The organism is Pseudomonas sp. PS02303 (assembly GCF_029959925.1).
Taxonomy (GTDB): Bacteria; Pseudomonadota; Gammaproteobacteria; order Pseudomonadales; family Pseudomonadaceae; genus Aquipseudomonas; species Aquipseudomonas mandelii.
Genome location: NZ_JASCOM010000287.1, coordinates 1 through 7080, shown reverse-complemented (window position 1 = coordinate 7080; position 7080 = coordinate 1). Strand labels below are relative to the sequence as shown.

Below are 7080 nucleotides of genomic sequence, written 5' to 3'. Positions count from 1 at the left end.
AAGGCGGAGTGTCAGTCGACATCATCGTTACCTGATACACCGCCTTCGCGGGCAAGCCTCGCTCCTACAGGGTTCGTGCTCCGACTGAACCTGTCCGGGCTAGCAATCCACTCTTAAGTCAGGCCGCGTTGGCCCGACGACTGAAACCTGTTGGGAGTTTCACATGGCAAACGCCTCCAGCATCTACAGGAAGGCTCTTGAGGGTCACCAGGCACCAAAAAAGGTGCTGGTGAAAGTCGACCGCGTCACCAAGAAATTCGACGAAACCACCGCGGTGGATGATGTCTCGCTTGAGATCCATCAAGGCGAAATCTTCGCCCTGCTCGGTGGTTCCGGCTCCGGCAAATCGACCCTGCTGCGCATGCTCGCGGGCTTCGAGCGCCCGACCGAGGGACGGATTCTGCTCGACGGTGTCGACATCACCAACATGCCGCCGTATGAACGGCCGATCAACATGATGTTCCAGTCATACGCCTTGTTCCCGCACATGACAGTGGCGCAGAACATTGCCTTCGGCCTCAAGCAGGACCGTTTGCCCGCCAGCGAAATCGACGCCCGCGTTGAAGAGATGCTGCGCCTGGTGCACATGACCCAGTACGCCAAACGCAAACCCCATCAATTGTCCGGCGGTCAGCGTCAGCGCGTGGCCCTCGCCCGCTCCCTGGCCAAGCGTCCGAAGCTGTTGCTGCTCGACGAACCGATGGGCGCCCTGGACAAGAAGCTGCGTTCGCAGATGCAACTGGAGCTGGTAGAAATCATCGAGCGGGTCGGCGTGACCTGCGTGATGGTGACTCATGACCAGGAAGAGGCCATGACCATGGCTGAGCGCATCGCGATCATGCACCTGGGCTGGATCGCGCAAATCGGCAGCCCGGTCGACATTTATGAAGCACCGGTCAGCCGCATGGTCTGCGAGTTCATCGGCAACGTGAACGCCTTCGAAGGCACGGTGGTGGAAGACCTTGAAGGTCACGCGATCATTCATAGCCCGGACCTGGAACAGAAGATTTACGTCGGTCACGGCGTCAGCACCTCGGTGCAGGACAAGTCGATCACCTACGCGATCCGCCCGGAAAAAATGTTGGTCAGTACCCTCAAGCCGGACTCTCGCTACAACTGGTCCCAAGGCAAGGTGCATGACATCGCCTACCTCGGCGGTCACTCGGTGTTTTACGTGGAATTGCCTGGCGGCAAAGTCGTGCAATCGTTCATGGCCAACGCCGAACGCCGTGGCGCGCGACCGACCTGGGACGACAAAGTCTACGTGTGGTGGGAAGACGACAGCGGCGTGGTACTGCGCTCATGAAAACACTCAATCAGCGGTTCATGCGGCTGATGCCGAGTGGTCGAAAGCTCGTCATCGGGATTCCTTTCCTGTGGCTGTGCCTGTTTTTCCTGTTGCCGTTCTTCCTGGTGATGAAGATCAGCTTCTCGGAAGCGGCCCTGGCCATTCCTCCTTACTCCGAGATCTACACCTTCGCCGAGCAGAAATTCCAGCTGCTGCTGAACCTCGGCAACTACTCGCTGCTGACTCAGGATGAGCTGTACATCTCAGCCTACTTCGGCTCGTTGAAGGTCGCGTTTTTAAGCACATTGATGTGCCTGGTGATCGGTTTTCCGATGGCCTACGCGATCACCAAGGCCAACAAGGAAACGCAAAACGTTTTGCTGCTGCTGATCATGATGCCGACCTGGACCGCGATCCTGATCCGCGTGTATGCGTGGATGGGCATCCTCAGCAACAACGGTTTGCTCAACGGTTTTTTGATGTGGACCGGGCTGACCGATCACCCGATCGAGATCCTCAACACCAACACGGCCGTGTATATCGGTGTGGTTTACGCCTACTTGCCGTTCATGGTGCTGCCGCTGTACGCCAACCTGGTCAAGCACGATCAAAGCTTGCTGGAAGCGGCGTCGGATCTGGGTTCGAGCAACTTCAACAACTTCTGGAAAATCACCGTGCCGCTGGCCAAGAACGGGATCATTGCCGGTTGCATGCTGGTGTTCATTCCGGTGGTCGGTGAGTTCGTGATTCCGGAGCTGCTGGGCGGCCCTGAGACGCTGATGATCGGTCGCGTGCTGTGGCAAGAGTTCTTCAATAACCGCGACTGGCCGGTGGCGTCTGCCCTGGCGGTGGTGATGCTGTTGATCCTGATTGTGCCGATTCTGCTGTTCAACCGCAGCCAGGCCAAAGAGATGGAGGCACGGGGATGAAACGCTTCGGATTTTCAAAGTTCATGCTGATTTTCGGCCTGTCGTTTATCTACTTGCCGATGCTGATTCTGGTGATCTACTCGTTCAACGCTTCCAAACTGGTGACGGTCTGGGGCGGCTGGTCGTTCAAGTGGTACGCCGGTCTGCTCGACAACACGCAACTGATGGGCTCGGTGGTGCGCTCGCTGGAAATCGCCTGCTACACGGCGATTGCGGCGGTGGCGCTGGGGACGTTGGCGGCATTCGTGCTGACTCGCGTGACGCGCTTCAAGGGTCGCACCTTGTTTGGCGGTCTGGTGACCGCGCCGCTGGTGATGCCGGAAGTCATCACCGGCCTGTCGCTGTTGCTGCTGTTCGTGGCGATGGCGCAGTTGATCGGCTGGCCGATGGAGCGTGGCATCGTCACCATCTGGATCGCCCACACCACGTTCTGTGCGGCGTACGTCGCGGTGGTGGTCTCGGCGCGTTTGCGTGAGCTGGATTTGTCCATCGAAGAAGCGGCGATGGACCTTGGGGCGAAGCCGTTCAAGGTGTTTTTCCTGATCACCATTCCGATGATCGCGCCGTCACTGGCGGCCGGCGGCATGATGTCGTTTGCCCTGTCGCTGGATGACCTGGTGTTGGCGAGTTTCGTCTCGGGGCCGGGTTCGACGACCTTGCCGATGGAAGTGTTCTCGGCGGTGCGTCTGGGAGTAAAGCCTGAGATCAACGCCGTGGCCAGCCTGATTCTGTTGGCCGTTTCGATCGTGACCTTCATGGTCTGGTACTTCAGCCGCCGTGCCGAAGCCACCCGCAAACGTGCGATCCAGGAAGCGATGGACCAGACCGCGAGCGAATCGTGGCAGCAACCTGAAAAGCGAATGGTGGAAGCGGCGGTTTAGGTTGTTGAGTTAACTGTGGCGAGGGAGCTTGCTCGCGCTTGAGTGCGCAGCACTCACACAATTGGCAGGGTTGCCAGAATTCTTGGGGCCGCTTCGCAGCCCAGCGGGAGCAAGCTCCCTCGCCACAGGTTGTGTATTGCCCCACAGGTTTTGTGTTTACCGCATTTTTGCTTTGTGTCACTGAATAAAAAGAATGGAGTTGTACCGATGAAAATGTTTGGCAGGACTCTGCTGACACTGTCCTTAGTGGGCGCGATTGCCACCGTTGCCCAGGCCAATGACAAGGTTCTGCGCGTCTACAATTGGTCGGATTACATCGCCCCGGACACCGTCAAGAAGTTCGAAGACGAGACCGGCATCCGCGTGACCTACGATGTGTTCGACAGCAATGAAACCCTTGAAGCACGTCTGCTCGCCGGCAAGTCCGGCTACGACATCGTGGTGCCGTCCAACAGTTTCCTGGCCAAGCAGATCAAGGCCGGGGTCTATCAGGAACTGGACAAGTCGAAGCTGTCGAACTGGAAAAACCTCAACCCGGTGCTGCTGAAAAACGCGTCCGCCAGTGACCCGGATAACGGCCACGCTTTCCCGTACATGTGGGGTTCGATCGGCATTGGCTTCAACCCGGCCAAGGTCAAGGAAGTGCTCGGCGCCAACGCACCGACCAACTCCTGGGACTTGCTGTTCAAACCGGAAAACGCGGAAAAACTGAAAGCGTGCGGCATCAGCTTCCTCGACTCGCCTACCGAAATGCTCCCGGCGGCCCTGCACTACCTGGGTTATCCGGTGAACTCCCAGGACAAGGCTCAGATCGCCGAAGCCGAAGCGCTGTTCATGAAAATTCGGCCGTCGGTGGCGTATTTCCATTCGTCGAAATACATCTCCGACCTGGCCAACGGCAACATCTGCGTCGCGGTCGGTTACTCCGGGGACGTGCTGCAAGCCAAGGCGCGCGCCCAGGAAGCGGGCGACAAAGTGAAGATCGATTACAGCATTCCGAAAGAAGGGGCCGGCAGCTTCTACGACATGGTCGCGATCCCCAAGGACGCGGCGAACGTGGAGAACGCCTACCTGTTCATGAACTTCCTGATGCGCCCGGACATCATCGCCGAGATCACCAACAACATCGGCTACAGCAACGCCAATTCGGCGGCCACACCGTTGGTGGATGAGGCCATCCGGGATGATCCGGGGTCGTATCCGCCGCAAGCGGTCATGGCGACGCTGTATGCGATTCCGGATATGCCGATCGGCGTTCAGCGCGTGATGACTCGGGGCTGGACGCGGGTGAAACTCGGCAAATAGTCGCTGAATGATCGTTCCCACGCTCTGCGTGGGAATGCAGCCCGGGATGCTCCGCGTCCCTTCCAAAGCCGAACGCGGAGCGTTCGGGGAGGCATTCCCACGCGGAGCGTGGGAATGATCGCTATCAAAGTTTCCGTTCACGCAGCGCCTTACCACCGCTGCATCCTCTCTGACGAACGGCCTCACCTGGCTTCCTCGGTTAAGGTGAACTTAGGCGCCCTCCTCGGGCGCCTTTTTTTATGCGGGGGCCAGCGGCCATTCCGCCAGCGCCCGATACCGCCCCTTATGGGATTCAAACAAGACAAAGCGATCAGCCCGCAGGAAAAATTCGGGCGGCGTCGCGGACTCAGGCACCGGCATTCGATAATCACGCATCAACGTCAGGTGCGGCCGATACGCCTTCGGCGTCTCTTCAACGCCAAACGGCAACATCGCCTGTTCCAGCGCATACACCAGACGCAACAACTCCGGCGGTGCCTGCTCCGGCGCCAGGACCAACACCCCTGCCCGGCGCCAGACCTCCATTCGATCCAGCGCCAACCTCAGCGGTATACCCGGTATGTGGACCTTCTCGGCCGCCGTACAGATCTCGCCAATCTGCGCCACGCCGACAGCCCCCAAAAACAACAATGTCAGGTGAAAGTTTTCCGCCGGCACCGGACGCCCGCTGCGCAGCTCAAGGGCGCTGCGCCATTGAGCAATGGCCTTGCGCTGCTCCAGCGGGCAATTGAGCGCGAAAAACAGCCGCTTGAACGGTTCACGGGATTCATCAGTCATGCCTGGCAGCTCCTGACATGCACGTTATAGTTGAACCAACCGAATCAACGGGAGGGGGCCATGCGACAGATCATCAGCAAAGAGCCATGGTGGGCAATGCCGCCGAAACCGGGGCAGGATGAGTCAGAGCTGGAATGGGGCTGGCTGGTTCACTATAGCGAAGGTGAGCCGCGCTTCGAATTCGTCAGGGAGCGGCCGACGGACAGCGAGATCCGCAACCGCAAAAGCTGCAGGATCACCCCGTCGCCGGAGTGATCCTTTCGACGGGATCAGGCCTTCACGATCATTTCAAAACCACCAAAGACCAGGCGCTGGCCATCGAAGGGCATCGGATTGACGTCCGGCTGCATCCGCGGATCGTTCATCATTTTGTCCATGCCCGCGTTACGGGTGGCCTTGTCCGGCCAGATGATCCAGCTGAACACCACGGTTTCGTCCTCCTTGAGTTTCACCGCCATGGGAAACGAGGTTACTTTGCCGTCCGGCACGTCGTCGCCCCAGCATTCAGCGACGCTGAGCGCGCCACATTCCTTGAAAATAACCGCAGCGGTCTCAGCGTGTTTCTTGAATTTTTCGCGGTTGGCGGTGGGCACGGCAGCGAGGAAGCCATCAACGTAGGACATGGTGTTTCTCCTTCGGTTATGGAACGGTCTGCTGGGTAGTCGATTCTGTCGGGCTCCAATCGACAGCGCCGCCGCCCGAACTGACCGACGGTACGTCAGCGCTCTCCGCCAGGTTGCCCTCGATCTGCGCCGCCATGTACAGCGTCCCCGCCATGACGCCGGAGGTCGGGTTCTGCACCAGTTTCATCCAGGCCTTGTCGAACGTATTGCCCAGGCTGGCGCGAATCAGCGCTTCGCTGTCCGGCCGGTCATTGGCCTGAATAATCGCCCGAATGCCGGCTACCCCCACCGAAATCAGGGCGCCGGCCAGTTTCCCGGCTGCTGCGGCCACCGCACTGGCCGCGCCTCGCGGGGCCATTTCGGCCTCCATCCGTTGACTGGCGCGCTTGGCCACCGGCGCCATGGCGGTGTCGGTCGAATCAACGCCTTTGTCGCCTCCCGCCTTGTGGATCTTCTCGATCAACGCCGCGTAGGCCGGCAACGAATTCAGCGGTTGGGTGTGCACGACTTGATACAGCGACGCATCACGCGCGGGCGGTGGCCCGAGTGCAATCGCGGGGATTTTCTGGATGCGGCCGTTGAGCTGGGCCATCGGCACGCCGTGGCGCTGGGAGATTCGCTGCAGTTCCTCCTGAAGAATGTCCACGTAGAAGGCCGTCGCCAAGCCGAGAATCGCGTCGGGATCGATCTCTACCGCGACCGGCGCCAGCACGCGTTTCTGGTATTGCTCCAGCAGGTAGGCCGCCAGGCGCTTGGCCGAGGCATCCTGCTCACCCTTGGCACTGAGGCTGTACCAGCTGACCTTCACCGATAGCCATTCCTGGGTCCAGTAACTGCTGAACCAGGGAATGAAGTTCTCTTCGGTCAGTTGGTAGACCCGCGTGCGCCAGTAATCCATGGCGCCCCGGGCATAGATTTTGGTCTGCTCGGTCGCGGACTGCGACGCGGCGACAATCTCCTGGTCCACCTGCCGCCAGGTGCTTTGCGACACCACCACGACCGGCGCCACCACCGGGGCACGCACAGGCGTGGCGCATCCCGCCAACACCACCATCACGGGGACGATCAGCGAACGCAGGTTCAAGATCGCGGTTCCTACAGTGTTCCCCGGACGGTATGTCCGGTGTTCAAAGGACTGTTTATTTGAGTATAGGTGGCGGGGTTTGTTCGCTTGGAGCTGGTGGTGTTTTCCAGGGCCTCATCGCGAGCAGGCTCGCTCCCACAGTGGTCTGTGGTGAAACACAGGCTTGCGAACGACGCCAATCCCTGTGGGAGCG

8 protein-coding genes are annotated in these 7080 nt (G+C 59.6%); 5 read left to right on the top strand and 3 right to left on the bottom strand.

The genetic code is table 11. The features are described from left to right. Positions 1-163 precede the first annotated feature (163 nt). From potA to QMX98_RS30495, 4 genes are all read left to right on the top strand, one after another. A complete protein-coding gene (gene potA, locus QMX98_RS30510; RefSeq protein WP_282411868.1) occupies positions 164-1306 on the top strand; it encodes a polyamine ABC transporter ATP-binding protein in 1143 nt (380 codons plus the stop codon). A gap of 29 nt (positions 1307-1335) precedes the next feature. Further along, positions 1336-2217 (top strand): ABC transporter permease subunit, encoded by an 882-nt coding sequence (locus tag QMX98_RS30505; RefSeq protein WP_167362304.1) that lies wholly within the window; start codon positions 1336-1338, stop codon positions 2215-2217. Continuing rightward, positions 2214-3098, top strand: coding sequence for an ABC transporter permease subunit (locus QMX98_RS30500; RefSeq protein ID WP_282411867.1), 885 nt, complete (start codon positions 2214-2216; stop codon positions 3096-3098). The genes QMX98_RS30505 and QMX98_RS30500 overlap by 4 nt, the downstream gene beginning before the upstream one ends. A 207-nt stretch (positions 3099-3305) precedes the next feature. Next, entirely contained in the window at positions 3306-4403 is a 1098-nt protein-coding gene (locus tag QMX98_RS30495; protein ID WP_083376435.1) for a polyamine ABC transporter substrate-binding protein, read from the top strand. Positions 4404-4640: 237 nt separating this feature from the next. Here the strand turns inward: QMX98_RS30495 and thpR are convergent, their stop codons facing one another. Then, positions 4641-5180, bottom strand: coding sequence for an RNA 2',3'-cyclic phosphodiesterase (gene thpR, locus QMX98_RS30490; protein WP_282411866.1), 540 nt, complete (start codon positions 5178-5180; stop codon positions 4641-4643). A gap of 60 nt (positions 5181-5240) precedes the next feature. Here thpR and QMX98_RS30485 point away from each other — a divergent pair, with 60 nt between their 5' ends. Continuing rightward, positions 5241-5435 (top strand): hypothetical protein, encoded by a 195-nt coding sequence (locus QMX98_RS30485; protein ID WP_010455448.1) that lies wholly within the window; start codon positions 5241-5243, stop codon positions 5433-5435. 14 nt (positions 5436-5449) lie between these two features. Here QMX98_RS30485 and QMX98_RS30480 read toward each other — a convergent pair whose 3' ends face one another. Together QMX98_RS30480 and QMX98_RS30475 are read right to left on the bottom strand one after the other, a co-directional pair. After that, positions 5450-5803 carry a DUF1428 domain-containing protein gene (locus QMX98_RS30480; protein ID WP_010455450.1) on the bottom strand — a complete coding sequence of 118 codons (354 nt, stop codon included), beginning with the start codon at positions 5801-5803 and terminating at the stop codon, positions 5450-5452. 16 nt (positions 5804-5819) lie between these two features. After that, positions 5820-6887, bottom strand: coding sequence for a hypothetical protein (locus tag QMX98_RS30475; protein ID WP_010455451.1), 1068 nt, complete (start codon positions 6885-6887; stop codon positions 5820-5822). Between the last annotated feature and the right edge of the window lie 193 nt (positions 6888-7080).

Coding starts and splice junctions, on each gene's coding strand:
- QMX98_RS30485 (WP_010455448.1), top strand. CDS start 5,241: ATGCGACAGATCATCAGCAAAGAGCCATGGTGGGCAATGCCGCCGAAA.
- thpR (WP_282411866.1), bottom strand. CDS start 5,180: ATGACTGATGAATCCCGTGAACCGTTCAAGCGGCTGTTTTTCGCGCTC.
- QMX98_RS30500 (WP_282411867.1), top strand. CDS start 2,214: ATGAAACGCTTCGGATTTTCAAAGTTCATGCTGATTTTCGGCCTGTCG.
- QMX98_RS30505 (WP_167362304.1), top strand. CDS start 1,336: ATGCCGAGTGGTCGAAAGCTCGTCATCGGGATTCCTTTCCTGTGGCTG.
- QMX98_RS30495 (WP_083376435.1), top strand. CDS start 3,306: ATGAAAATGTTTGGCAGGACTCTGCTGACACTGTCCTTAGTGGGCGCG.
- QMX98_RS30480 (WP_010455450.1), bottom strand. CDS start 5,803: ATGTCCTACGTTGATGGCTTCCTCGCTGCCGTGCCCACCGCCAACCGC.
- potA (WP_282411868.1), top strand. CDS start 164: ATGGCAAACGCCTCCAGCATCTACAGGAAGGCTCTTGAGGGTCACCAG.